At 37.1% G+C, this 2,323-nt stretch carries 4 protein-coding genes; all 4 read left to right on the forward strand.

The window, feature by feature from the left end:
* The first annotated feature begins 802 nt into the window (after nt 1–802).
* On the forward strand, nt 803–1,063 hold the full coding sequence (locus tag RT405_RS13430) for a toxin-antitoxin system, antitoxin component, AbrB family protein (RefSeq protein WP_313470381.1): 261 nt from the start codon (nt 803–805) through the stop codon (nt 1,061–1,063).
* Nucleotides 1,064–1,069: 6 nt separating this feature from the next.
* Nucleotides 1,070–1,408: a type II toxin-antitoxin system PemK/MazF family toxin gene (locus tag RT405_RS13435; RefSeq protein ID WP_313470387.1), complete on the forward strand. Its 339-nt coding sequence runs from the start codon at nt 1,070–1,072 to the stop codon at nt 1,406–1,408.
* Nucleotides 1,409–1,558: 150 nt separating this feature from the next.
* Nucleotides 1,559–1,942, forward strand: a complete 384-nt coding sequence (locus RT405_RS13440; RefSeq protein ID WP_313470383.1) for an FAD/NAD(P)-binding oxidoreductase — start codon at nt 1,559–1,561, stop codon at nt 1,940–1,942.
* An 8-nt stretch (nt 1,943–1,950) separates the two neighbouring features.
* The coding region (locus tag RT405_RS13445; RefSeq protein WP_313470385.1) for an FAD-dependent oxidoreductase at nt 1,951–2,323 on the forward strand (373 nt) is incomplete at its 3' end.

Consider the following 2,323-nt stretch of genomic DNA (forward strand, 5'->3'; position numbering starts at 1 on the left):
AGACAAAAATGGCATTAAAGATGCTAATAAAATATATGTAGGTCAAAAAATAAACTATTAAAAAAAGCAAAACCCTATCTCTTAGTTGAGGTAGGGTTTTGTTGTGTTACAAAGATGGTTTTGTGCATTTCGGCTGTGGCCGAAATGGTCTGACTTGATTTTGAGCGGTTAAATTCTTCTTGACTGCAATATGGAGTAGGAAATGATAACCATATGCTAGGTAAATCATCTTTACGTAACATATGAGGTAAATAAACTAATGCGTATATCACACAATAACGGTTTACGTACTGTATCCGTTAAATAAACACATTGATATAGCAGGTAAAACCCTTTTAAAGATCATATCCCCCAAATACCTTTATCCGTATGGTACGGAAAGTAAGATAATGCTGTAGGGCATTTCGGCGGTGGCCGAAATGATCTGACTTAAGCTGATAAAGTCTGTTGCTTGCCCTAACTAAGATCAGCAATGGACTTAAGGGAGGGTAAACTTCTTTGCGTGACTTAACAGGTTATGATTCCTCTTTTTATGTCACGCAAAACCTATTTAAGTGCCTTAATAAGTAGTAGGAACTCTCTTTAGGTCATGCAAACCAAATTTTTAAAGCATTTCAATGCGAGGGCATTTCGGACATCGCCGAAATGGTCTAACTTGAGAAAAATAAATCAGAAATACGGTTTTAATTTGTAAAAAATAGCTAGGAAGGGGCAAATGATTCAATAAGTAAGAATGAAATAATTGACTGTAAGTATATACACGTATATACTTTAGTTGAGTCGAAATGGAGGAGGAGTAAATATGTTTGTGAAAGAAACGAAGCTGAAAAAATGGGGGAATTCACAAGGAATTAGAATAGGAAAAGAAGAACTAAAAGAGCTAGGTTTTCTCGATGAAGACGTTGTTTTTACCATGACAGTGGACAACGGACAAATCATTTTAACTCCGAAAAAGAACTATCCCGATACTCTTGAAGAACTCTTTGCTGATTATGATGGAAAACCATTAGATTCTGAAGATAAGTTTGTCTGGGGAGAATCAGTAGGAAGGGAGTTACTTTAGTTGGAAATGCAAGATATAGATTATTCAGAGATAGAACAAGGAGATATCATTTTTGTTAGTCTTAACCCTACAAAAGGACATGAACAAAGAGGTTATCGACCTTGTATTGTACTGACTAAAAAAAATAACTATTTGAATTATATGTATGGAGTAGCACCGATAACTTCTAAAACAAAAAAATTTCCTCTTCACATCCCTTTGCCTGAACACTTAACGACTAAAGGTGAAGTTTTACTCGAACATCATCGCATGATTGATTTGGAGACAAGAACATTTAAATTTGTCGAAAAAGCTCCAAAGGAATTAGTTGAAGAGTGTTCTGTGAAGGTGAAATTATTGTATTAAAAAATTACCTATGCTATTTATATATGAAGTTTAGATCCATCTTTTCGAACTAAATAGATATTCTTCCTTCCAACCGGTAACTTTCGTCTCCACGAAAGTTTTCCGCTATGTGTTATACTAATTGTAAACGCATGGATGAGGAGTAATAACATGAAAGTAGTCATTATAGGAGCTTCTTTTGCTGGGGTAGCAGCAGCTTTAGAAGTACGAAAAAAACAGTCCGATGCAGACATTCTTTTGCTGGAAAAGCAGCCTACTTTAGGTTACATTCCGAATGGTCTGCATCTGTACTGGGAAAATAGGATTTCTGATTTAAAAGATGCTTATTTCATCACTCAAGAGCAATTGGAAAAGCAGAATATTCGTTGCTATTTAGCAGCAGCTGTTGAAAAAATCCATACGGGCCAGAAAACAGTCGACTATCTTTACCATGAGCAAGAAATGACGCTCGCTTATGATAAATTGATTATTGCTACGGGTTCAAGCCAGTTGTCGCAAAAAATGTGTTATTCAAGTACTTTGATCAAGAGATGATTCAACCCTTGCAACAGAAAATGCGGGAACAAGGCATCAATTTGCGCTTGAATCAAACCGTTTCCGCTATTGAAACTGAAGCGAATCAGCAGGTTACGGTTCGATTTGGCAATGAAGCGGTTGCAAGCGATGCTGCTATTTTAGGAGTGAATGTGAGGCCGGACTTGCACTTTTTAGATGAACACATTCAACTTCACAGGGACCAAACTATTGCAGTCGATCGCTATATGCGGACGTCGGTGGAAGATGTCTTTGCTGTTGGTGATTGCATCCAACTGGCTTTTGGAGCAGACGACGAAACGGTCTACATTCCGTTGGTAAACAATGCTGTTCGGACAGGAATCGTGGCAGCTGCTAATCTTATCCAACCAAAAATGGAAT

This window comes from Carnobacterium sp. (assembly GCF_032094055.1).
Taxonomy (GTDB): Bacteria; Bacillota; Bacilli; order Lactobacillales; family Carnobacteriaceae; genus Carnobacterium_A.